20 protein-coding genes are annotated in these 24,547 nt (G+C 52.9%); 10 read left to right on the top strand and 10 right to left on the bottom strand.

Annotated elements, in window-relative coordinates; all coding sequences use genetic code 11:
* Positions 1-138: 138 nt before the first annotated feature.
* From metF to WG929_RS04565, 3 genes are all read left to right on the top strand, one after another.
* Entirely contained in the window at positions 139-963 is an 825-nt protein-coding gene (metF, locus tag WG929_RS04555; protein ID WP_416205071.1) for a methylenetetrahydrofolate reductase [NAD(P)H], read from the top strand.
* A 53-nt stretch (positions 964-1,016) separates the two neighbouring features.
* A complete protein-coding gene (locus WG929_RS04560; RefSeq protein WP_416205072.1) occupies positions 1,017-1,898 on the top strand; it encodes a putative nucleotide-diphospho-sugar transferase in 882 nt (293 codons plus the stop codon).
* Between the two features lie 200 nt (positions 1,899-2,098).
* Positions 2,099-3,163, top strand: coding sequence for a polysialyltransferase family glycosyltransferase (locus WG929_RS04565; protein WP_416205073.1), 1,065 nt, complete (start codon positions 2,099-2,101; stop codon positions 3,161-3,163).
* Between the two features lie 242 nt (positions 3,164-3,405).
* Here WG929_RS04565 and WG929_RS04570 read toward each other — a convergent pair whose 3' ends face one another.
* From WG929_RS04570 to pilG, 10 genes are all read right to left on the bottom strand, one after another.
* The gene (locus tag WG929_RS04570) at positions 3,406-4,131 is read right to left on the bottom strand and encodes a hypothetical protein (RefSeq protein WP_416205074.1); all 726 of its coding nucleotides are present in this window, start codon (positions 4,129-4,131) and stop codon (positions 3,406-3,408) included.
* Complete coding sequence (gene waaC, locus WG929_RS04575; protein WP_416205075.1) at positions 4,128-5,150, bottom strand: lipopolysaccharide heptosyltransferase I; 1,023 nt, start codon at positions 5,148-5,150, stop codon at positions 4,128-4,130. The genes WG929_RS04570 and waaC overlap by 4 nt, the downstream gene beginning before the upstream one ends.
* Before the next feature lie 31 nt (positions 5,151-5,181).
* A complete protein-coding gene (locus WG929_RS04580) occupies positions 5,182-5,658 on the bottom strand; it encodes a chemotaxis protein CheW (RefSeq protein WP_416205076.1) in 477 nt (158 codons plus the stop codon).
* Positions 5,633-6,685: a chemotaxis protein CheB gene (locus WG929_RS04585; protein WP_416205077.1), complete on the bottom strand. Its 1,053-nt coding sequence runs from the start codon at positions 6,683-6,685 to the stop codon at positions 5,633-5,635. The genes WG929_RS04580 and WG929_RS04585 overlap by 26 nt, the downstream gene beginning before the upstream one ends.
* A complete protein-coding gene (locus WG929_RS04590) occupies positions 6,686-14,149 on the bottom strand; it encodes an Hpt domain-containing protein (protein WP_416205078.1) in 7,464 nt (2,487 codons plus the stop codon).
* Complete coding sequence (locus tag WG929_RS04595) at positions 14,146-15,033, bottom strand: CheR family methyltransferase (protein WP_416205079.1); 888 nt, start codon at positions 15,031-15,033, stop codon at positions 14,146-14,148. The genes WG929_RS04590 and WG929_RS04595 overlap by 4 nt, the downstream gene beginning before the upstream one ends.
* 24 nt (positions 15,034-15,057) lie before the next feature.
* Complete coding sequence (locus WG929_RS04600; protein WP_416205080.1) at positions 15,058-17,112, bottom strand: methyl-accepting chemotaxis protein; 2,055 nt, start codon at positions 17,110-17,112, stop codon at positions 15,058-15,060.
* Between the two features lie 67 nt (positions 17,113-17,179).
* Positions 17,180-17,704 carry a chemotaxis protein CheW gene (locus WG929_RS04605; protein WP_369856533.1) on the bottom strand — a complete coding sequence of 175 codons (525 nt, stop codon included), beginning with the start codon at positions 17,702-17,704 and terminating at the stop codon, positions 17,180-17,182.
* A gap of 2 nt (positions 17,705-17,706) precedes the next feature.
* Positions 17,707-18,072, bottom strand: coding sequence for a twitching motility response regulator PilH (gene pilH / locus WG929_RS04610; RefSeq protein ID WP_416205081.1), 366 nt, complete (start codon positions 18,070-18,072; stop codon positions 17,707-17,709).
* Positions 18,073-18,105: 33 nt separating this feature from the next.
* Entirely contained in the window at positions 18,106-18,489 is a 384-nt protein-coding gene (gene pilG, locus WG929_RS04615) for a twitching motility response regulator PilG (protein ID WP_303432905.1), read from the bottom strand.
* 191 nt (positions 18,490-18,680) lie between these two features.
* Here pilG and gshB point away from each other — a divergent pair, with 191 nt between their 5' ends.
* From gshB to WG929_RS04650, 7 genes are all read left to right on the top strand, one after another.
* Complete coding sequence (gene gshB / locus WG929_RS04620; RefSeq protein WP_416205082.1) at positions 18,681-19,628, top strand: glutathione synthase; 948 nt, start codon at positions 18,681-18,683, stop codon at positions 19,626-19,628.
* A 130-nt stretch (positions 19,629-19,758) separates the two neighbouring features.
* Complete coding sequence (locus tag WG929_RS04625; RefSeq protein WP_416205083.1) at positions 19,759-20,637, top strand: energy transducer TonB; 879 nt, start codon at positions 19,759-19,761, stop codon at positions 20,635-20,637.
* Positions 20,637-21,194, top strand: a complete 558-nt coding sequence (locus WG929_RS04630) for a YqgE/AlgH family protein (protein ID WP_369856529.1) — start codon at positions 20,637-20,639, stop codon at positions 21,192-21,194. Before WG929_RS04625 ends, WG929_RS04630 begins: the two co-directional genes overlap by 1 nt.
* Positions 21,194-21,646 (top strand): Holliday junction resolvase RuvX, encoded by a 453-nt coding sequence (ruvX, locus tag WG929_RS04635; protein ID WP_416205084.1) that lies wholly within the window; start codon positions 21,194-21,196, stop codon positions 21,644-21,646. The genes WG929_RS04630 and ruvX overlap by 1 nt, the downstream gene beginning before the upstream one ends.
* A 14-nt stretch (positions 21,647-21,660) precedes the next feature.
* Entirely contained in the window at positions 21,661-22,155 is a 495-nt protein-coding gene (pyrR, locus tag WG929_RS04640) for a bifunctional pyr operon transcriptional regulator/uracil phosphoribosyltransferase PyrR (protein WP_416205085.1), read from the top strand.
* 62 nt (positions 22,156-22,217) lie between these two features.
* Positions 22,218-23,225, top strand: a complete 1,008-nt coding sequence (locus WG929_RS04645; RefSeq protein ID WP_416205086.1) for an aspartate carbamoyltransferase catalytic subunit — start codon at positions 22,218-22,220, stop codon at positions 23,223-23,225.
* Positions 23,222-24,448: a dihydroorotase gene (locus tag WG929_RS04650; RefSeq protein WP_416205087.1), complete on the top strand. Its 1,227-nt coding sequence runs from the start codon at positions 23,222-23,224 to the stop codon at positions 24,446-24,448. Before WG929_RS04645 ends, WG929_RS04650 begins: the two co-directional genes overlap by 4 nt.
* The last annotated feature ends 99 nt before the right edge of the window (positions 24,449-24,547 follow it).

A 24,547-nucleotide genomic window follows, 5' to 3' on the forward strand; every position in this document is an offset into this window, starting at 1 on the left:
CTGCCGCTGGACGTCGGAGGTCTGACGCCGATAACCATCAAAACAGCCGTCAAAACCTTCGACGTCCTCCAGAGTCTGTCCTCTGGAGATACACACCCACATTATGGAGCGTCTGACGCCTGACGTCAGGCGAACAAGATGACCACCCTCAGCTTCGAATTTTTCCCGACCAAAACGGACGCCGGTACCCAAAAGTTACTGCGCGTTCGGGATCAACTGGCTAACGCCAACCCCGAGTTTTTCTCCGTTACCTACGGCGCTGGCGGCTCGACCCGCGATCGTACGCTGGCCATTGTTGAAGGTATTCAGCAGCAAGGCATGGCTGCCGCCCCGCATTTGTCCTGTGTCGGCGATTCAATATCAGAGCTGCGCGATTTACTGCACATCTACAAAGGCATCGGCATCCGCCGTCTGGTTGCCCTGCGAGGTGATTTGCCTTCCGGTGCAGGACTGGCCAGCAGCGAATTACGCTACGCCAACGAACTGGTCGAGTTTATTCGCAAAGAAACCGGCGACTGGTTCACCCTTGAAGTGGCCGCCTACCCGGAGAAACACCCTCAGGCCAGCTCATTTGAAGATGACCTGAAACACTTTGTCCGCAAAGTGGAAGCTGGAGCCGACAGCGCCATTACCCAGTACTTCTACAACGCCGACAGCTACTTCTGGTTTGTCGACCGGGTGCGTGCCATGGGCATTACGATACCGATCGTTCCAGGCATCATGCCTATTACCAACTACACCAAACTGGCACGCTTTTCCGACAGTTGTGGCGCTGAATTGCCACGCTGGATTCGTAAACAGTTAGAAGCCTACGGTGATGACACCGACAGCATCCAGCAGTTTGGTACCGACGTGGTGACCACGATGTGTGAACGCTTGCTGGCCGGAGGTGCACCGGGGCTGCATTTTTATACCCTGAATCAGGCCGAGCCGAGCTTGAAGGTATGGGATAATCTGTTATAAGTGAAAAAGTAGGTAACATTGAAGGGTCAGCACTGCAAGGAGCACAATAGCTAATGACGCAACAAGACAATGCTAAACGTGGTTTTGTTTATGCCGCAACAGGCAGCGCCGTTTACACCGAACTGGCTATTCGTTCGGCGCATTCATTAAAGGAGCAATGCCCTGACCTGCCAATAGATCTGTTCACAGACAAGCCGGTAGAAGACTCTATCTTTGATAAGGTATATATACTTGGCAACAGCTGGTTCAGAGCCAAAATAGATGCACTCAAAAACTCACGATTCGACGAATCAATTTTCATAGACTCAGATACATTAATCGTTGGCAACCTTGCTGATGCTTTTTTTTTATTAAAAAAAAACGATATAGCACTTGTTCACGACCAGGGCAGAAATTCTCGTCAAGGGCGATCATCTCTGGATATTTGTTTCCCCGAGTCATTTCCAGCTCTAAACAGCGGTGTAATAGCACTCAGAAAAAATGCAAAAACAGACAAGCTCCTGACGAACTGGAAAAATAGAATACAGGAGAAGCAGCAACAAAAAGATCAACCAGCCCTGCGAGAGTTGCTGTGGCAGAGTGATCTTGCGCTCGCGATTCTTCCCCCCGAATATAATATGATGCATTTGCATCTCCTTGATGTATTCAGTTACAAACAGGGGATACCCAAGGTCATTCACAGCCCAAAACTTCATCGTCATCAGAATGGTAGTGATTCTCCGATCACAAGCCTGTTGGAACTGCTTGGTCCTTCGCGATTATTACGTTTTCAATACCAGCGACACTTGGCCGGGGCTCCCGTATTGCCCCCATGGTTATTGTATGGAAATGCTCCGATTCAATGGAAGATCAAGCTTCAACGCACTCTGATTCAAGCTGTTTTAGCACTCAAGACTCGTAACAGTACCCCCGCTGACTGGCTTCAGAACACATAAGGTCTGCTGATCCGTAAAGAAAACTCCCCTGTTTCATCATTCCTCTGCTGGTGAAAACTGCATCAGTTGTTAACAGTACGGGCGCCCGGTTCGTATCAGCCGTTAGTCACAATTACTCTTCGTCATGACGATCCACTGTTTGGTAGAACCCCACCCCGCAGGTAAACTGCCACCCAACGTTTGTTTGCAGGCCCAGAACAATGACCCATTCCGTCTACTTTGCCTCTACTATTTTGCATCTATATGCTGCTGCGGTGATTGCTGCGGAACGTACTGGCGAACAAGCCCATCTTGTTTTTATTGATCAACCGGAGGGTCGGGACTTTCCTTTGTACTCACTGGTACAAGACTGGCCACAGTCGCCTTTTGCCAGCGTCCGGCTCTTCTACGGCCGCTTTCAGGGTCTGGTGAACAAACTCCAAAAACGCAAACAGCTGTTTGCCAAGCTCGAAGGCCTCATCACCACGCTGCGACCAGCCAACCTGTTTGTCGGTAATGACCGTCGTATCGAATTCCAATACAGCATGCACATTGCCGACACCCTTGGCTGCGAGCCGATTGGTCACTATATGGATGAAGGCACCTTTACTTATATCGGCAGGAAGGCTTCTTCCGGGTTTGGGGACAAGGTGCTGGATAATTTGGCCAAAAAACTCAGCTATGGCTTCTGGTGGAAAAATCCGCCGACGGTGGGCGGTTCCGACTGGATCCAATATGTGCATGCGGCTTTCCCAGAGCAGATTCACCCATTACTGAGAAACAAACGCATTGTACCGCTCAGTGCCAGCGGTTTTAGCGCGCCACCGTTGTTGGCGTTATCCTCTCGATTGATGGAACAACATGGATTTGACCCACAACAACTGCGGCCGTTGGATGTTTTGTTCACCCTGCCCCATGAGTCGCTATTTGAGAAAGACCCAGAATATAAACAGCGCATCATGGCGGTGATTCAGCAAATGATACGGGATGGAAAACAAGTCGCTGCAAAGTATCATCCACGTAACAGCGGCCCGGATGTACTGTATCTACAGTCGGAAGGCGTTACCTTGCTCCCAGCCGGGATCAGCTTTGAAGCCATGCTGCCACACCTGCCAAACCAGTGCGAGATATGGGGCGATGTTTCTTCGACATTACTGATTGCCAAGTGGTTGAGGCCTGAAATAAAAGCTTTTTCATTGATAGATGGGAAATCTGATCAACGACTGATAACGCTGTTCAAATCTCTGGACGTGACAATATTTTCATTTTCCTCCCACAAGCAATAAATCTGTATTTTCATCCATACCCGAAAAGTATCAGAGCAAGTGGTCTGAAATCTGATTAATCAATATTCTGATGCATCTGGCAATGCACAGAACGTCAGCCCTAATCCGCTATAAGTAACGACGGCCAGGGTTGACCAATTGATTCAGAGCCGAATTAACAACACACAGGAAGAGGGAATACTCGCCGCCCTTGGTGGCAACACTGTAAATGGCTTATCTGCTATCACCTGTTCCGTTCTGAGTTACTTCCAGTATTGCTTTATCCATGGCGCATGACGATAAATATCGTAAGGCCCATCCATAACGTCCTCAGGATCCGGCTTGCCATGAAACTGAACAATTCTGGCACCATCAGGTATCACAGCCTCACCTTTTACTTTCATCAGGCCAAAACGGCGTAATACGAGACCAAGCCGACCATATGAGCGTTCTATTCTGGAGTTACATTGTTTTTTAAACGATACCACCCAGGAATCAGGCCATAATTGCGGGTTAACTACCTGTTGGGTAATCCAGTCCTGATCCCCCTTGTAATCATGCATAACCTGCTCTGCTTGCTCAGCAAAGCTATCCCAGATCTGAGTCTGGCTGCCAACTCGGAAACGGAAGACCGAGCTATTAAAAGCACCTGTAAGCAAATCTTTGGAGATCAGAAACTCACCAGGCTTATATCGGAAAAATCCATCCAATTGATCAACAATCACAACATCCAGATCGGTATAAAGCAGATCTCCGCTCAAACCATAAAAATCATTCTGAAACAGACTCAGTTTATGCCACCAGCCCGACAAATTATTCTCACGAATAGGCAATACTTGAATATCCGGATGCAGGTCACGGCCATCATCAGTCAGACAATAGAGTACAAAGTCTGCCTGCATTTGCCGTGCAATCATATTACGTAAACGGTTCACATAAGCTGCCGGATATTTGCTGCCCCAACGCACGCATACAAACTGATGTTTCAAACCCGCTTCTCCGCCAGAATCAATAACTCACTCCAGACTTTTGTGGCCGACATAGTGGTGTAACAAGGCGGAACACCATTTTCCAGCTTTGGACACACTTTCTGCCGGCAAGGTGAGCACTCATAATCAGTCTGTAAATTCACCACCTGTCTGCCCATCGCTCCGGTCAGCGCAACACTGGTACTGCCAAAGATAGCCACCGTCGGAATCCCCATACCTGCGGCAACGTGCATCAGTCCGGTGTCCACACCAACGGCCCCCCGACAATGGGCGATCACACCGCTCAGGTTCCACAGACTCATTTTGGGTAATACTTCTCCCCAGCCAACAGCCTCAACCAGACGTTCGGCCCGTTGTTTTTCAACATCGTTCCCCCAGGGCAGTAGCACTTTCTGTCCCGCCCGTCTGGCCAGCTCCAGTAACTCACACCACTGACTCTCGGGCCAATGTTTGGAGTCCCAGGTCGTGCCATGGAAAAAAATCAGCTGACCTTGCCATTCTGGTGGGCAAGCGGCAAGGCGCTCAGTATTGATACCAAAATCCGGCTGTCCCGACGGCTGATAACCCAGCACTTTACCGAATAATTCTCGCGTTCTTTCAATTGCGTTGACTTCGGTAATCGGATAGCCCTGGCGATAGACATGCCGGGTCTCGGCATCCGTCGCGGACTGTTCGTCGGCGCCAAAGACCGGCGCTCCGGATAACCAGCCCACCCGGGCAGATTTGATACGTCCCTGGGCATCGATAACCAGATCGTACTGATTACGACGCAAGCCGCAATAGAATTGCCACTGCTCTTTCAAGGTGGCGAAGGCCAGACGCCGCTTTTTCCAGCGTAAACGGCCGTGAGGGATAACCTGATGTAAGCCGGGGTGTAATCGGGCAATGTCAGCAAATGGTTCTTCACACAACCAGTCGGTCTGCAACGATGGGTCGTGCTTCAAGGCATCAGTAACGGCAGGCAGTGTGTGCAAAATGTCGCCTAGTGCAGACATTTTTACAATTAGAATTCGGGTCATGGGTATCTTGCTTGTTATTGCAGTACTGAAATCACAGCACAGCCAACAAGTGAGCCTCTATCTGTTCAAGATCAGGAATAAACGCAGACTCTCCGTCCACACTGACGGCCATCTGATCCATCGCCCCCATCCCCATCACCGCATCCACTTGCTGGATATCCGACTCCAGTACCTTGTTGAGTTTTGGAATGCCTTGCACCAGCATGCCAAAAAATGGCATCCCGGTATGACGACCAACACCGTTGATTACGGCAAAACGGGCACTGGGGCTTGGACGTGGTGCGGCCGTTCCATTAAGTAATTCGTAGCAAATAACTGGCACACCAACGCCGCGCCACTGAATACTGCCAATGACCCAGTTGACGCTGGAGTTCGTGGTCATTAACTGGGAAAAAGGGATAATCTCAGCCACGGTCACGTTAGGAAGCAATAACTGTCGGTCGTGCAGCTGCATCATCAGGCACTCAACCTGACCGGGTTGTTCAATGCTGGCAGGTGTCTGGCTCATGGGTGTTCATCCAGTGATTCTTGAGTCTATTCACCAGCTGGTTGGCCAGCTGGAACGGGGTGCCATGAAAAGTGACCAGGCCTGTAGCGAGCGCACTTTCAGGCATTGAGGCATTGGCACAGGTCGCCGGGGTTTGCACCCAGACCGGCAATTGCCTTTCAGGTAAAGCCGTCAGTGCTTCCGAGCCGTCATTACCCATGCCGCTGAACAGGATAATACCCGTCCGAGCCTGAAAATGCCGGTGCACGTTTAATATGACCTGATCAATCGATGGACCGTACGGGCCTGGCCAGTCATGATGTGTCGATACTAACCGGCCTTCAGCTTCAAAACCAAATTCATCGGTAATCGGAGCAACCAGCACATCTCCATGAGTCAGTTGACGGCCTTCCTGAAACAGACATAACTTGAGCTCAGAGTGGCGGCCAATGGTCGCAGACAGTGTTTCTTCAAAGCGGCAATCAATATGTTGGGCATAGACAAAAGCAACGGGCAGTCCGGCAGGCAGAGCATCAAGAAAGTTTTTGACGGCGCCAGGGCCACCTAAAGATGCGCCCAAAACCCAGACTTCGTCTGCCGGTTTGCCGGTCAATGCCAAGTTTGCGAAGATTTTCGGCAGCAGGATCCGGCTAGGTTGAGCGCTAACCGGAGCAGAAAGGCGTTCCAGGCTGGCGGCACTTTCACCCGCCAACGGCTTCCCTGGTACAACTTCCTTTAACTTCTGGTACAGGCGTTTTTGCCAGCGTGGCAATGTTGTACTACCCCGAGGAGGCGCTTTTTCAAACCCCACCAGCACCGGGATCGGACCATGTATCAGTTCATCCAGCCAGTCTGACAGCTCATCATCGTTATCACGATTGATATCGATCAGCCAGACATCCAGCGACAAGCCACGATCCCGAATCAACTCCATCCGCGACGGGTCAGCACTGACGATTACTTCAAAGCCAAAATGTGCCATGGCCGCCTGCAACATATGCTGCTGCAGGCGGTCGTCAGCGATAATGCCAACCCGAGGCAATATCACCTAGTTACCCTCACGCCCCAGCAGCCGATTGATGGTTGCCAGCAGCAACTCTTCCTGGAATGGCTTGCCCAGATATTCATTCACACCAATTGCCATTGCCCGATCACGGTGTTTGTCTCCGGTACGGGACGTAATCATGATAATCGGGATCGATTTCAGCCGTTCATCGTGGCGTACCAGTGAGGCGACCTCAAAACCGTCCATGCGCGGCATTTCTATATCCAGCAACATCAGATCCGGATGATGATCCTGCAACGTCGCCATTGCGTCCACTCCGTCACTGGCGGTAAACACCTCCAGACCATGACGTTCCAGTAGCCGCGTGGTTACCTTGCGTACCGTTACCGAATCATCCACCACCAGCACCCGAGGGGCTCTGGCAGCCTGTTCATGACGTTGCTCAGCCATTCTGGCATCAAGCAGTTTCGCTTGCTGATATTCCAGCGACGTCTGACTCCGAATCATGGCGGGCAGGTCAAGAATAATAACCACGCTACCGTCACCCAGAATGGTTCCGCCTGATACTCCCATAACAGAAGCAAACTGGGGACCCAGGGCCTTTACCACGATTTCACGGCTGCCCAGCAGTGAATCAACCTGTAAGGCATACGGCACCACCCCGTTAATCAACAAAATGGGCAACGGCAGGTTCTGGTTCACAACCTTGGGCTGGGATTCATTTTCGAGCATGACACCAAGATACTCCAGGCGATAATCCTGCCCGGAATATTGGTACTGCCGGTCTTGTGATGGTAACTGGTAGTAGCCCTGCAGCTCATTACCCGATGCCCTGACAATGCCCTGAATGTTATTCAGAGGGATCGCGTACAAATCGTCACCAATCCGAACCATCAGCGCCCGGTTAACCGATACAGTGAATGGTAAACGGACAACAAAGCGTGTACCGGCCCCCTCTTCAGAGAGAATTTCGACCGTACCACCCATTTGTTTGATTTCAGTACTGACAACGTCCAAACCCACGCCACGCCCGGAAATCTGGGTGACATTTTTCGCCGTCGAGAAGCCAGCCTGCAGAATAAACTGCAACAGGTCGTGATCAGATACCCGTGCATCCTGCGCCAGCAAACCACGCTCAATCGCCTTGGCGCGAACGGCTTCACGGTTAATACCTTTACCATCATCGCGCAAAGTCAGTACAACGTCGCTGCCTTCGCGGCTGACGGCCAGATCAATGGTACCAATATCCGGCTTGCCCGCTACGCGACGGTCTTCGAGTGATTCGATACCGTGGTCAACAGCGTTACGCACCATATGTTCAAGCGGAGAAATCATCCGTTCAAGAATGGTACGGTCGAGCTCGCCTTCGGCATTCAAGACCCGGAATTCGACCTGTTTGTCGAGTTCCAGACTCACCTGCCGCACAATCCGGCGTAACCGCGGAACCAGGCGCTGAAAAGGCACCATCCGCGTCTTCATCAAACCTTCCTGCAATTCGGTGTTTACCCGACTCTGTTGCAGCAGCAAGGTTTCCGCATCACGGGTTTTATTGGACAGCGTGTCCTTGATATCAAGTAAATCCGAGGCGGATTCAATCAGCGCACGTGACAGCTGTTGAATCGTGGAATAACGATCCATTTCGAGCGGGTCGAAGTCTTCGTATTCCGGGCCATGGCGTTCTTGACGAAATAACACCTGGGCTTCGGTTTCGATATCCAGACGGCGTAACTGGTCGCGCAAACGATCCAGAGTACCTTCCATTTCTTCCAGCGTATGCGAGAAGTCAGTCACCTGTTGTTCCAGACGACCACGACCAATTGAGGTTTCACCGGCCAGGTTGACCAAATCATCCAGCAAATCGGCTGAGACCTTGACCAGTTCTTGAGGCGCACGACGCGCTGCCACCTGTTGTGCTGCTTCGGCAACCGACGCTGGCACAGCCGCCGCTGTTACCGGAGCCATTGTCGTACGTAGCGGCACCACATTACTGGCTGTGGGTTCGGCGCTTGCGCTTGCTACAGGGACAGGAGCTGACTCTGGCGCAGGGAGTTCTTCTTCAATTCCAGGATCATCATCCTCGGCTTTTACCGCTGCTGACACGGACTTCTGATCTGCTTCGTCCGCTTCCGCATCGTCCAATTCAGGGTTGGCAAACCACTTTTCCACAGATGGATTGTCAGACCACTGATCCAGCGGTGCCGACTCAACACTGGTGTCACCAAGCAATACCATTTCGCCCGATTGCAGCATGGTACCAATTCGTTCGATCTGTCGGGCCAGAGCATCCTGCTCCTGATAGGCAGATTTGAAGAACTCCGGATCCGCATTCAGATACCCTTGCTGCACCCGCAGGATACGACTTTCAAATTCATGCGCCTGATCGCCGATAGCCACCAGACCAGCAAGACGTGCACCGCCTTTGAAAGTATGCAATACGCGCTGAGCTTCGTTCGCAGGCTCCATGTTGGTCGGTGTTTTTTCCCACTCCTGCACCGCCTGATCCAGCGCTTCATACAGCTCGGCAGCTTCGTCCAGAAATATCTCAAGAATTTCTCGGTCACTTTCGTCCAGCGATTCGGACTTGACCAGATCAACGGCAACCGCAGAATCATCAAGATCCTCCAGCGCCTCAGTCTCAGTGACATCGGATGCATTTGGGTCGTGTACCACTTCCCCCTGCATATACGCTTTCAGGGAAAGCAGGATACTGTCTGCTGACCGGGGCACTTGAGCATGACGAATGCTGTCCAGTTGGCCACCCAGGTCATCATGGGCTGCCTGCAACAGGGTAAACAAACCCGGCTCTACCCCCAGGCGACCATTGTTGATCCGTTCGTACAGTGTTTCGAGATCATGGCACAGCTCCGCCACTTCGGCCTGTTCGGCCATACGAGCACCACCCTTGAGGGTGTGAAGATCCCGTTGCAAATGCGCCACGTTGACCAGGTTATCAGGCGCGGTGCGCCAATCCCCCAGAACCCGATCGACGGATTCAATAATCTCTTCGGCTTCTTCCAGGAAGATTTCGAGAATTTCTTCGCTGCCGTCATCAACCAGCATGGCTGGCGGGACATCATCGACGATCCGATCAGGTGTTGCAGCCGCCAGCGGGCTAGTTACGACCGACTCAGATTCTGGCATTGTTGTTGAGTCGTCTAACTGCCGTATATCATGCGCGGCAACAATATGATGGCCGTCATTATTGCCGTCAGTACCCGCGCTCTCCTGCAGTAAGCCATGGTCTGTTGTTGGCTCCTCTACTTCAGGCAAATCAATAGGTGCCTCAAGCTCAAATTGCTCGTCCTCGACAATGTCATTGTTAGTTAATAACTCGGCAAAGGTGTCATCAACAACAGGGACACTGCTCAGCAGTGTTTCAAGATCCTGTTCCGGGTACGATTCTCCCAAGGACTCGATACTTTTCTGCAACTCATGGTCTACCGCCAGATTTTCTGGCGGTGAGGGCCATTCTGTAGCGCTGTCGGACACATCCGGAAAAGATAGGCTATTCTCGGCCTCTGGCGTCTCAACAAGGTCATTGGTATCCATTGTCTCCGGGTTATCAAACGCTTCCCGATGCTCTTCACGGACCGGATCATCCAGCTCAAAAGCACTTCCGAGATCACTGAAATCCACTTCCGGCCCATCAACATCCAGACGCTGCGGCACAAAAGGTTCAGCGGACAGTAACGGTAATTCTTCGTCAGCCTGTTCTTCCCTGGAAGCGGCATCCGTTGATACCCACTCGACTTCAAAACCTGCCTCTTTCGTATCATCAGCATTAACAACAGCAGTTATATCTTCTGCGACGTCTGGCTCGTCGAGAACAAATTCAATCTCTGCTGCGGCATTGCTTACGTCGCTTTCAGGGAGCTGTATTTCAATCTCGTCCGATACATCAGCAATAATCCTGCTGTCTTCAACGGCATCGCTCTTTTCTTCCTCTGCCTGAAAATCGATTTCAGTTTCAACAACATCCCATTCAAACGAAGCCGGAGGCACAGCGTCTACTGCCTCATTTTCGACCGTATCGGTATCTGCTTCGAACGCAGCCGTTACTGATAAAACGGGAATCGCATCAGTGGAAGGGGTATCTCCCTCAGACAAGACCGGCGCTTCACCAAAAGGGGCGTTGTCACCGTCACCCTCTGCTCCAGCAGCATCAGTCAGCCAGGCTTCCAGCAGATGGGTAACGCCTAAAATCCGGTCAAGAATAATCGGCCGCTCCAGTACCTGACCAGCGGCCAGGCAGTCCATCATGTTTAACAGTTGCTCCTGACCTTCCATCGCCAGTTCAACCCAGTTATTTTGCTCTGCGGCTTGGGTTTCCGCCCCGGCTTTACTGGCCTGTTGGTAAAAACCGTGCAGCCCTGTCGCCAACTCATGAATGCGTGGTTGTTCTGCCTGGTCTGCACCATCGGCGACTTCAACAAGATCATTACACAAGGCCTCAAGCACTCCAAAGTCACCGGTCTGCTGCCACTTCCTGAGTAATAAATCAGCCTCTAGCAAGGAGTCCATGCCATTCGCCAGAAATTGCGAAATAGCCTGAGGATTAGGAGTCTTGATGATCGCACCATCATCCAGCAACAGTGCCGCCAGCAACGACTTTTCAACATCTTCAATGCGGTGAAGATAGCCTTGTTCCTCTTCGGTCAGATTACGGTGCAGTCCGGCCTTGTTCTGCAAGGCAGTCGCTATCAATGCGGTTCCAGTGGTGATCAGATCGACCAGCAACTCACTGTTACTCACCTGGTAGGCACGTAATTCCTTGAACAGGCGTTCGAGCGGCGCAGCAAGACTGGCAATGGCACTGATACCGGCCATATGAGCACTGCCCTTGAGGGTATGCAGAGCACGCTGAACCCGGTCGCCAAGTGGATTTTCAAAATGATGCAAGCGGGATTCGGCAATAAATTCATTTACCGTATCCAGATGACCATTCGCTTCCTGTACAAACACTTCCAGCAAAGCACTGTCGTCATCCGGCTCCTGGATCCCATCTGACAACGTCTCTTCTGACGCCGTCGATGGTGTGCCAAGGACTTCAGCCAGGTCTGGCACAGCCAGTCCTGCAGCCAAGGCATAGGCATAGTCCATCAATGGTTGAGTATCGATACTGGGCCCACCACGTTGGCGGAAGTCATCAATCAGTGCTGGCAACACACTCATTACATGCTCAACAATATCAATCAGGTTATCACTGGTTGAAATGGTCTTGTCGATCACCCGATTGAACATGTTTTCAATCGACCAGGCCAACTCGCCAATAATCAGTGCCTGAACCATGCGTCCACTCCCTTTGAGAGTATGGAACGCACGCCTAACAGTCGTTAGCGCTTCAGCATCGGAGATATCCCGTTTGTACTGAGGCCAGTATTCTTTCAGGGTTTCGGTAACTTCTTCTGCTTCTTCCAGGAAGATTTCAATAATCTCATCGTCGATAAGATCATCAACATCATTAACAATAAGATCTGCCACCGATACAGGAGCCGGTGGCAGCAAAGACCGTTTGGCTGCAGTGCCGGGCTCAACACCCACTACAACAACAGGCGTACTTTTTAGGCCGACGTCGCCGTCTTCGGTGTCATTTAGTGAAGCACTGACCACCAGGTCATCCTTGCCTGGCTCTGGCTCTGGCTCTGGCTCTGGCTCTGGCTCTGGCTCTGGCTCTGGCTCTGGCTCTGGCTCTGGCTCTGGCTCTGGCTCTGGCTCTGGCTCTGGCTCAACAGTATTGGCATCTGTCGCAGCCAGTACAGCATTTTCTTCAAACCGAGCGCTTTCATCCGGTAGCGCCGACGGTGCTGTTTCGGCCAGGCGCGCCTTTTCAGCGTCAGCCTCAACCACCGCTGCAGCACGAACACCCGTGATAGTTTCAAGCGATACCCACACGCGTTGGAGAATATCGTCACCAGAGTTGTGTGGATTATCGGTATAGCGTTCAATAAAATACTCTACACCCGATAGCACATCAGCAAAGTTGTCTAGCGTTGTCCAGTCGGAACGCGCTCCAGACTCGATCAGATGCTCAACAAATGGCGCCGCAACATGAAGTATTTCGGCCACATCAGGCAGCGGCACCATACGCAACGAACCGGCGATTGAATGCAGCAGACCAGGAACGTCGCTCAATTCGTTGGTATTCCACTGATTACCAACGTACGCAATGATCGCGTCCTTAACCTGCTCAAGAACGTTGCGGGCTTCACGCAAAACAGCCTTCTGGGCATCCGTCAGAGCACCGGTTTCACCACCGTCTTCCAGATTGCCTTCCCGAATCATTCCGGACAGCGTGGCCTCAACAAACAACAAGGCACCCGCCACATCAAACAAACGGGTGTTATCAAGAACACCACATTGCTGCATCTCTTCAAGAACCGACAGTTGTTCTTGTATCACTAGCCGTGGTGCTCCCAGGCCCAGCATCCCCATGGTATCACTGACTTGTTTCGCTGCAGGCAACACCCGCTGCAGAGATTCAACACTGCCACTGCCGTCACGCATAGCAAGGTCAAGCTTATCCTTGATCGCCGTAATTTCTTCAGCCAATGCCGTCAGAACCTGGCCAACCGTATCCCGGTCAGGGCCTGAAAGAGCCTCTCTTTCGCGCTGAATTTCATCTTCTGTCGGCAACGCAGCATCCAGCTGAAATGCTTCTTGTACAGCGGCGATAGCATCACCCTGGACGCTGGTTCGGGCGACATAAAACAGCAGGTTCTTGACCAGTTCATCTGATGCCGCCTGATTAAGCACCCGTTCGCCATCGGCGATCAGGTTTTTCAGCATATGATCCAGTTCACGCAACAGCATCTTGGCGCTGGCGGGCATATGTTGCTGGCCAATCAACCACTCACTGAACGCCATCGCTGGCTGCCAAACCACACCAAACGGCGTATGCCCGAGCGCATTGTGTAACCGACTGAAAACTTTCAGCAGATATTCCTTGGCGACCTCGGGTTTTTTATTCTGTAGTAACTGCGATGTTGCCGCCTGCAACATCTGACGAACCTTGCGAATCCATTGCTGAAAATCGGCATTGGTAAAACGTGCAAGCTGCGCCGGTGTCAACACCGCTCGGCGTTGCATCCGAGGGCTGAAGAGTGCGGTTTCAGACAGCAGGTTTTCCCCGCGAGCGGAGCGCAGTTCATTCAGGATAGGGAGCAAAACAACAGGAAGGTCACGTCGGCCAACCTGGATGTGATCCAGATAGTGGGGCAACTGAATAATGGCCTGCATCAGCACTTCCAGACCATCTCGTTCGTTTCTGAGCTGGCCATCCGCCAGCGCCGCCGCAACTGCTTCCATTTCCTCTGCCAACAAGGCGGCACCATAAAACTCCACCATCTGGAGCGTGCCATGAACCTGATGCAGGTAGCTGAAGCAGAACTTCAGTCTGCTGTTGTCTTGGGGGTTTTCACCATAAGCTTCCAGTGATTGCTGGGCTTGCTGGAGTGTTTCCTGGATTTCCCCTTTCACCCATTCCAGGGCGATGTAATCCTGACTCATCGCCGTTTGCTCTCCCTGTTAGAATCGTTTTGCTTACGGACATATGCTGTCAACTTGCCACCACCAACCGGCTCAACCAGAGGATTGCGCCAGTCTACAATTTCGCCAAGACCAATCACCAGGATGCCACCTGGAACCAGCCGTTCGGCAAGTACATTGAGAATCTCCCGACGCCGCCAGCGCCGGAAATAAATCAGCACATTTTGGCAATAGATCACATGCTGAGACTGCAGCGGAAATGCGGAAAGATTCAGTAGATTCACCTGAGTAAAGCAGCAACGCTGACGAACTGTATCAGTCACCTGCATATGACCGTCGTCAGTACGGAGGCAGTATTGGTCGCGGTGGCTGTCTGGTATCCACCCGAGGGCAGACAATTGATAACTGGCCGCTCGCGCCTTGCGCAAGGCAAACGTGGATATATCCGTCCCTGTCACCGCATATTGGCGCTCTGCGGGAGTAAGATACTGATCAGCAACCATGCCCAGACTGTATGCCTCTTCTCCAGATGAGCAGCCTACACTCCACATTTCAAGCGTTTGGCCAGCCGTCAAGGTATTGGCCATTTTCTGGATATAATTACCAACAAACTCAAAAGCATCCGGATCCCGAAAAAAACGGGTTTCCTGCACAGTCAGTCGATCTACCAGGGTATTCCATTCAATAGCACCCGATGGGCCACTGACCACCTTGCTGTAATACTCCGAGTAATCACTGCATGCAATTTCACGCATCCGGATACCCAGACTGGTCTGCAGAAAAGTCCGCCGCTGAACGGGCATGCACATCCCCGTTCGCTCTTCCAGCAGAGCTTGCCAACGAACAAACTGATCGTCGTTAAGCTCTGGCATCGTGCTGACAGCAGGACGAATCTGATGATTCATAAGGAGTCTCAACCAGGACTGTTATTACAGAACCTGTTGTTGCTCCATATCCAGGTCTGCTTCAGGCAGCTTGAAGCCCGCTACAGACTCACGCAGTTTGTTGGCCATTTCAGCCAAGTTACCAATCGATTTCGCGGTAGCCGTGGTACCCGCAGAAGTCTGCGAGGTAATTTCCTGGATGACATTCATCGTGTTGGAAATATGACCAGCAGAAGAGGCCTGTTGACGGGCAGCGTTGGAGATGTTCTGAATCAGTTCCGCCAGGTTTTTCGATACGTTCTCAATTTCTTCCAGGGCCACACCGGCGTCTTGCGCCAGACGGGCACCCCGTACCACCTCAGTGGTAGTTTGTTCCATCGAGATTACCGCTTCGTTGGTATCGTTCTGAATCGTTTTAACCAGCGCCTCAATCTGTTTGGTTGCAGCAGCGGAACGTTCCGCCAGACGCTGAACTTCGTCCGCTACCACCGCGAAGCCTCGACCCGCATCACCAGCCATGGAGGCCTGAATCGCAGCGTTAAGAGACAGAATATTGGTTTGGTCAGCAATATCGGTAATCAGCGAGATAATGTCACCAATTTCCTGGGAAGACTCACCCAGTCGCTTGATACGTTTGGACGTTTCCTGAATCTGCTCACGGATGTTATCCATGCCGTTGATCGTCGCCTGTACCACTTCAGCACCCTTATTGGCGATCGCTACCGACCGCTCCGCAACCGCGGACGATTCCGAAGCGTTAGCCGATACTTGGTCAATAGATACCGCCATTTCGTTAATCGCCGCCGAGGCGCCGGCAATTTCCTGCGCCTGGTGCTCAGAAGCTTCCGCCAGATGCATCGCCGTAGCCTGAGTTTCCTGGGCCGCTGACGATACCTGTACCGCTGTTTCGTTAATCGCCGATACCAGTGAGCGCATCTGGTCGATGGCGTAGTTAATGGAGTCAGCAATCGCACCGGTAAAGTCTTCGGTTACCGTTGCTGAGGCGGTCAAGTCACCATCGGCAAGGTCAGCAATTTCGTCAAGGAGTCGCAAAATCGCCATCTGGTTTTGCTGGTTCTGGCTTTCTGTTTCTTCCAGGTCACGACGGGTTGACTGATAAGACAAATAACCCAGAGCGATCATGATCATGATGGCAAAAACCGCAGCACCGTATCCCAGCGCCTGCAATACGGATCGTTCATCCGCTTCGGTAAGGATGGTTTCAGTCAGTTCTGATGTCTGGTTCAGCAGCACGCGAGAGTTAACAAAGATGCTGTCAGATGCTTCACGAACCTGAAACAGTTCTGGCGATGTTTCGAGAATTTCATCTACCGATCCGGATACGAACTCAAACAGCTCGGAAATCTCGGAGAGGGCCAGTACAGCTTCCTCATCCGTCACCTTGGAGATGTTCATGGCCACGTTGCCCTGCACCATGCCGTTCAGCACCCGACCGAACAACGAAGCATCACGACCAAACGCATCAGCTGCCATCACCGCGTCTTCACCACCAGTGAGTACCTTGTTAACCGACCGGACAATACGTTCTGCCAGCCAGGACTGTCGCTGGGCTACGGCGACCTGGTCAGCGGGCGCGTCGTTATCGAGCAGAATTTCTACAATCTCATCGTATTCCACCTGCAGCTGGGGAATCGTTTCAGACAAGGTTGCCGCTACTTCGTGCAGAGAAAGAATAATGTCCTGGGCGCGAATAATCTGGTCGGCGTTTTGACTGACACCATCCCAGACCTGCTGCACGTTGGTCATCGTCGCCACTTCAGCCGGCTCAAGACCCGTCGCCGCATTACCATTATTCAAGTAACCCCAACGTTCCTCGAAGTTATCACGGGCCACCCGCAGCTGTTCAAACGCTTCACGGTTGCCGGACGCTGATTCCACGGCGTTGGTCGCCATTTCCTGCGACAACACCCGCAACTCGCCAGCATGTTCAATGTATTGTTCATCCCGGTTCTGCAAACTGTTTACATAGACCGTGATACCAATAAACAAGCCAAGACATGTAACCAGCAGCACTGCCAGAACACCATTGACTCCGTTCTTCAAAACCGTCGAAAAGACGTTACCAGCTTTCGAACTCATGCCCTTGTCTCCACACTTACTGCATGCATTATCCTGGCGCCCCGAATGGAGTCACCTCAGAACCCGGTCAAACCGCGATCTGCATAAACTCCGGGGATTGAATCAGTTCGTCAATACGGAAAATCGACCAGACCTTTTCATTCCGGTCAAAGCCGTGGCGAGTGTATTTTTCCAACGCCGGGTCGACTTGAGCCAATTCGCTCATGGTATCCATCGGAAACTGCTGCATCCCCAGCACAGCATCGACAAGCAAACCCGTCAAGACATCGCCCTGCTCCACCACCAACACCCGACGGGAACGCCAGTTAGCCTTGCCCGTCAACCCCAGCATACCGGCCAGATCCATCACCGGTACAAGACGGCCTCGAACATTGGCCACTCCCAGTACCCAGCTACGAACACCGGGTACCTTGGTCATCCTGGGAGGCTGCAATATTTCTGCTACCTGTCCCATATCTGCCACAAACTCGTAACCCGCCAGCATAAAACCGACACCCCGCCAATAGGTAACAACCTCGATCTGCTGTGGCAGCTCAGAGGCATTACGGCGACTGCGTTCGGCGATGCTGACAAGCAGCGCAAATGGGCTCATCGTTACTTGGCCATAACCGAATTGATTTCAGACAGCAAAATGCTTTCCGACACCGGTTTCACCAGATAGCCGCTGGCACCCTGACGCTTGCCCCACACTCGGTCAGTTTCCTGATCTTTGGTGGTCACGATAATAACCGGAATTTCTGCGGTTTCTGCGTCCTTGGTCAGCTGACGGGTCGCCTGAAAACCATTCAGCCCCGGCATGACAATATCCATCAACACTACGTCCGGCTTTTCCTGTTTTGCCAGCGCCACGCCGTCCGCGCCATTTTCGGCGGTGAGGACTTCATGACCATTTTTCTCCAGCATGGAACGAAACACTTCGGTTTCTGTTGGAGAATCGTCTACTACCAGAATGCGAGCCATGCTTGGTACCCCTTAATGCTTCGCGTGCTTGTCTTATGATTTTACGTATTGCCGGATTGAACCCAGCAGCTCGTCCTTACTGAACGGCTTGGTGAGATATTCGTCAGAACCTACAATGCGGCCCTTTGCCTTATCGAAAAGACCGTCTTTACTTGAAAGCATGATCACTGGCGTGGACTTGTACTTGGAATTGTTTTTTATCAGCGCGCAGGTCTGATAGCCATCCAGGCGCGGCATCATAATATCGACAAAAATAATATTCGGGCTGGTGTCTGCGATTTTGGCGAGGGCATCAAAGCCATCGGTTGCCGTAATCACCTCGCAGCCTACTTTTTTCAGCAGCGTCTCTGCTGTGCGACGAATGGTCTTGCTATCGTCGATGACCATCACTTTGATATTTTGAAAGTTGTCGTCCATATAAGGGCCTTAACCATCCGATCGTTAATTGCTGTTTCCGGCCGCGACCGCATGCGTGTGACGTTACGGTGCACTTTTGTATCACACATTAATGTACCAAGCTATAAGGTTCCCATGTCAAAACTGTTTCACCGAACAGAGACCTGATTGATATAGAATCCAGATCAGACTTTTATTACGGGGAAAACAGAATGGCCAGAAAACTCGGGGTTGTCATGGATCCCATTGATACCATCAGCGTCAAGAAAGACACATCGCTCGCCTTGCTGAACGCAGCACAAACACTTGGCTGTGAGCTTTTTTACATGGAACAGGCCGACTTGTATATTGACACAGGCCGCGCAATGGCGCGAATGGCCCCTCTGAGCGTCAGTCTGGATCCCGACCACTGGTTTGATCTGGGTGAATGGCAACACCAGCCATTAACCGATCTCGACATTGTACTAATGCGTAAGGATCCGCCCTTTGATGGCGAATTTATCTACAGCACTTATATTCTGGAACTGGCGGAACAAGCGGGCGTGCTGATCGCCAACAAACCCCAAAGCCTGCGTGATTGTAATGAAAAAGTGTTTGCCACGCACTTTCCTGAGTTGATGAGCCCCACCATGGTGACTCGCAGCGCCGAGCTGCTGCGGCATTTTCATCAGCAACACAAGGATGTCATTTTTAAGCCACTGGATGGCATGGGTGGCTCCTCGATCTTTCGCCTGAAGCATGACGACCCGAATGTCAGCGTTATCATCGAGACCCTGACCAACCACGGCCGCCAGCAAATCATGGCGCAAAAGTTCATCCCGGATATTACCGAGGGTGACAAGCGTATCCTGATGATTGACGGCGAACCGGTGCCTTACTGCCTGGCCCGTATTCCGGCCAAAGGAGAAACCCGGGGCAACCTGGCGGCAGGTGGCCGTGGTGAAACACGCCCCCTGTCAGATAACGATTTTGCCATCGCCAGACAGATCGGCCCGGAATTAAAAAAACGGGGCTTGTATTTTGTTGGTCTGGATGTGATTGGCAGCTGCCTGACGGAAATCAATGTCACCAGCCCGACCTGCGTGCGGGAAATCAGCCGCGATTCGGGCATTGATATCGCCAGCCAGCTGATCTCAACATTATTGGCAAAACTCGACTGATTCACTGAATCAGTCGGTATCGACAGGTGTTGATCCCCGGCAGGTGGACAAAAGCCGGGGATCAGCGCAGACTGCGCAGTCATTGCCACCCGCCATTTTTAACCGAAGCCGTTCTGCGACAGATACCCTCATGACTGCTGCCGTTGTCTCCAGTTCCGATCGTCTAGTTTTTACCCTGTTTCTGGCCTTGCTGATTCACGCCATGATTGTATTGGGTGTCAGCTTCAGTCCAGACGACCGCAGCAATCTGTCAAAAACACTCGAAGTTACCCTGGCCAGCTATCGCAGCGACAAGGCTCCGGAAAAAGCCGACTTTCTCGCCCAGGAAAACCAGGAAGGTAGCGGCACAGAAGAAGATGCCCGTATGCTGACAACCGACGTCAAGGCACCTTTCCAAAGTAACGACATTACTCCTGCCTCAGTGCAGAAGCAGGAAGTATCCGCCCCCAAAGCTATTGCCAACACGCCATCTCCAGTAACCACCACTGCGGCCAGCACCATCAAGGCCATCAGTCGCGAAAAACAACCACCCGCCGAAGCCAAACCGGTTCCCGAAGGCCCGCAAAAAATGCTGTTGCAGCGCAGCCTGGAAATGGCCAGTCTGGAAGCCAAACTCGACAGTATGCGCCAGGCCTATGCCAAACGACCGCGAGTCCAGCGCCTGACGGCAGCCTCCACCATGAAGGCCAGCGACGCCTACTATGTCAATTCCTGGCGCAGCAAAATTGAAAAGATGGGCACACTCAATTACCCGAAAGAAGCAGAGAACTGTTTTGATAACTGTCGCCTGAGAGTGTTGGTGTCTATTAACCCGAATGGCACCATCAACGACCTTGAAATCCTCGAATCGTCTGGCCGCAAAGTGCTCGACGATGCAGCGCTGCGCATTGTGCGTATGTCGGCCCCTTTTGCCCCGTTTACCGACGAGATGCGCAAAACCACCGACATCCTCGAAATCATCCGTACCTGGCAATTCAAGGGTAACCGTTACCTCTCGGAAGGCTCCTGATGAAAGAACTCAACAGCCTCGGCAACCAGCTGCTGATCGCCATGCCGCAACTGCAAGACAGCTGGTTTGAAAGCGCCGTCATTTACCTTTGTGAACACGATCAGGATGGCGCTATGGGACTGGTGCTAAACAAGCCGCTCGATGTCGATTTTGCCGCCGTTTGTGAACAACTGGCGATTACTCGCCATCAAGACATTAACGCCGTTATGCTCGGCGGTGGCCCAGTCGGCACGGAGCAGGGCTTTATCCTGCATCAACAGCCCGGCCACTGGAATGCCACCGAAACCATCAGTGCCTTTGCCCATCTGACTTCCTCCAAAGACATTTTGACAGCCATTGGCCAGGGGGCCGGGCCGGATAACTACCGATTAGCACTGGGTTATTCCGGTTGGGGCCCAGGGCAACTGGATGAGGAAATTCTCGGTAATAGTTGGCTGACCGTTGAAGCCGACGCCGAGTTACTGTTTGACACACCTCCAGAAACACTTTACCAGGCTGCACTGAACCGCCTGGGTGTCAGCGGCTCAGCCTTGTCTGCCCAGATAGGCCATGCCTGATGAGTCACATTCCTGCTCGTGTCATACAAGTCATGGCGTTTGATTTTGGTACCAAACGAATTGGTGTCGCCATTGGCCAACGCCTGACTGGCAGCAGTAGCGCCCTGACACCGCTCAAAGCAAACGATGGCATACCCAACTGGGATACCCTGACCGCACTGGTCAATGAATGGCAGCCGGATGCCTTTGTGGTTGGCCTGCCATTAAATATGGACGGCAGTGCCAGTGACATGAGCACCCGTGCCGCCAAATTTGCCCGACGCCTGGAAGGCCGTCTGCACAAGCCGTCGTTTACCCACGACGAGCGCCTGACCAGCTATGAAGCCAAAGGCATGGTGATCGCCGATAGCGGTGAGCGCGATTTTGGCCGACACTCGGTTGATGGTCTGGCAGCACAATTGATTCTCGAAAGCTGGATGGGCGAGCACCCTCGCCCCGATGACGCGCAGTAACAGGGAGAAGCCCCATGCAATTACCGGATATTCAGCTCGCCTGCAGCACACTGGCAACCGCACTGGGCAGCCACCTGCAGCAACACAAGATTGAACAACCGCTGATCATTGGCATTCGTACCGGTGGCGTCTGGATTGCCGAGCGGCTGCATCAGCAACTGCAACCGCAAGAGCCGCTTTACAGCGTCGACATCAGCTTTTATCGCGATGACTTTACCCGTCACGGCCTGCACCCCGAAGTCAAAGGGTCTGAATTGCCCGACACCATTGAAGACCGCCACGTGGTACTGGTCGACGACGTGATCATGAGCGGCCGCACTGTACGGGCAGCCATCAACGAGCTGTTTGACTACGGTCGTCCGGCCAGCATCACCCTGGTTGCGCTGTTTGATATTGGCCGCCGCGAATTACCGATTCAGCCTGACGTTTGCGCCGCTCGCCTGACGCTCAATGACGGCCAGCTGATCAAACTCAGTGGCCCGGAGCCATTGGCCATCAGCCTGCTCTGACACTCGTATTCGGGGTGCTCTGGCATCCCACCCGGTTTGGTTACAACACACATGGTTCTCCTATGACAACTGATCCCAGCCAGCTTCAGCTCACTGCAGACGGCAGGCTAAAACACTTTCTGACCACCGAGGGACTCAGCAAGGCATTGCTGACCGAAATCCTCGACACCGCCGATTCCTTTATCAGCACCCAGGAGCGGGCCGTCAAAAAAGTCCCGCTGCTGCGCGGCAAAACCGTGGTTAACCTGTTTTTTGAAAACAGCACCCGCACCCGCTCCACCTTCGAGCTGGCCGCCACCCGCCTGTCGGCCGATATTCTCAACCTCGACATCCAGCGCTCAGCGACTGCCAAGGGTGAAACGCTGATGGACACGCTGTGGAATCTGGAAGCCATGTACAGCGATATGTTTGTCGTCCGTCATGCAGATTCCGGTGCCGCCCACTTTATTGCCGAACAGGTCACCCCCAACGTCGCCATCATCAATGCCGGAGACGGGCGCCATGCGCACCCGACCCAGGCAATGCTCGACATGTTGACCATTCGTCGCCACAAGCAACAAATAGAAGGACAGATCGTTGCCATCGTCGGCGATATTCTGCACTCCCGCGTTGCCCGCTCCCAGATCCATGCCCTGTTGGCACTGGGCGCAGCGGAAGTCCGCGTGGTTGGCCCGGCTACTCTGCTGCCGAAAGACATCGAATCGTTAGGGGCCAAAGCCTACTACGACCTGAATCTGGCATTGCGAGACTGCGACGTGGTGATCATGCTGCGCCTGCAAAAAGAGCGGATGCAAAACGCCTTGCTGCCCAGTGAAAGCGAGTTTTTCAAACTCTACGGTCTGACCACCGACAAGCTGGCCCTGGCCAAACCCGACGCCATCGTTATGCACCCAGGTCCGATCAACCGTGGCGTCGAAATTGAATCCGCCGTTGCCGATGGCCCTCAATCCGTCATTCTCAATCAGGTCAGTTATGGTATCGCCGTTCGCATGGCGGTGATGGCCATGGCCATGAGTGGACAACAGGCCAGTCAGCAAGAAGCATTACATTCCACAGAGGCCGCCGAATGAAATACCTGCATATTCGTGATGCCCGCGTCATTGCACCAGCCCAGCAACTGGATGCCGTCTGTGACCTGTATCTGGCCGAAGGCCGGATTCGCGCCATTGGCCAAAAACCGGCCGGTGGCACCATAGAATCAACCCTCGATGCCCAGGGCCACTGGCTGGTGCCCGGCTTTATCGACCTCAGCAGTTACCTCAACGAACCGGGCTACACCCAGCGCGGCACCATCGCTAGCGAAACCCGGGCGGCGGCGGCGGCGGGATTCAGCCAGCTGTGTGCCCAGCCGTTAACCAAACCCGTTGCTGACAGCCCGGCGGTTATTCAGCTGATGCAAGACAAAGCCGGCAGCGCTGGGTATTCAAGGGTCTTGCCACTGGGGGCACTGACTCAAGGACTGGCGGGCGAGCAGCTGGCGAACATGGTCAGCTTGCGTAATGCCGGCTGTATTGCCCTGAGTAACGCCCGTCAGCCAATCAAGGACAGCTACGTTCTGCGCCGCCTGATGGAATACGCCGCTACCTACGATATTCTGCTGTTTTTATCCGCTGATGACGCCGCACTCTCCAACGGCGGAGTGATGCACGAAGGCCCAACCGCGACCCGCATGGGCCTGGCCGGGATTCCGGAAACGGCCGAAACCATCGCGCTGGCGCAAATCCTGTTACTGGTTGAACAAACCGGTGTACGCGCTCATATCAGCCAACTGAGTTGTGCTCGCAGCGTCAGCATGCTGAACGACGCCCGCCAGCGCGGCCTGCGGGTCAGTGGCGATGTCGCATTAGCCAACCTCTGTTATACCGATGCCCAGGTCAACGGCTACAACAGCCGTTACCACGTGTTACCGCCACTGCGTTGCGAGTCCGATCGACAGGCGCTGCTGGCAGCCATCAACAACGGTGAACTGGCGATTTGTTCCAATCACCAGCCCCACGAAATTGCCGCCAAAAAAGCCCCCTTTGCCGATGCAGCAGCGGGTATGGCCATGTATGACCTGTTTATTGGACTGCTGCTGGAACGGGTCAATTGCGGCGAGCTGACGCTGCATGCAGCACTGTCGGCACTGAGTTCAGTCCCGGCAGCCACGCTCGGGTTACGTTCCGGTTTCGAAGAAGGCCAGCTGTTTAATGCCAGCCTGATCAACCCGCAGCAACAGGATAGCTACGGCCGCTCTGGCCAGGTAGTCGCTACCTTTGTTGAGGGTTTCAAAGTCTTCCGGCGTCAACCCTGATGGTTGGTAAACAGCCCGACCAATAAACCGACGCAATCCATACCCAACAAATATATCCAGCAGGGCAGGCCAATCGATACAGGCCTCCTATACTGGATA

The sequence above is a fragment of the Oceanobacter antarcticus genome (assembly GCF_044962685.1).
GTDB lineage: Bacteria > Pseudomonadota > Gammaproteobacteria > Pseudomonadales > Oceanobacteraceae > Oceanobacter > Oceanobacter antarcticus.